This window comes from Cedecea sp. B1(4) (assembly GCF_059414925.1).
The window spans coordinates 1-263 of sequence record NZ_JCAHMZ010000369.1 but is presented as its reverse complement, the minus strand read 5'-3'; the positions used below and the strand labels follow the sequence as shown (position 1 = coordinate 263).

The 263-nt window shown below is 61.6% G+C and carries 1 protein-coding gene; it reads right to left on the bottom strand.

What is annotated here, in order from left to right; genetic code table 11:
• The coding region (locus ACR6JA_RS23335; RefSeq protein ID WP_494599926.1) for a tail fiber protein at positions 1-263 on the bottom strand (263 nt) is incomplete at both ends.

The following is a 263-nucleotide window of genomic DNA, read 5'->3' as shown; positions in this document are numbered from 1 at the left end:
GGCGCGGATGGGTTTAGCGCGTCGCCACAATAGATGCCAGCAGCAAGTGCCGCATATGTCGCGACCGAGACCGCCGCACCGTTGGCCTTCAGATGGCCTGCGGGTGTTGCTACCGACGCGAAGTATGCAATCGCGCCGCAGTTGGGCGAACGATACCCCGCAAATTGAGGCGTGCTCGTCCAGCGCCACACCTCGCCCAGTTCCGCAATGATGATGGGGCCAATATCCTGCGTGGGCACGGCATTAATCGGATAGATAGGCGC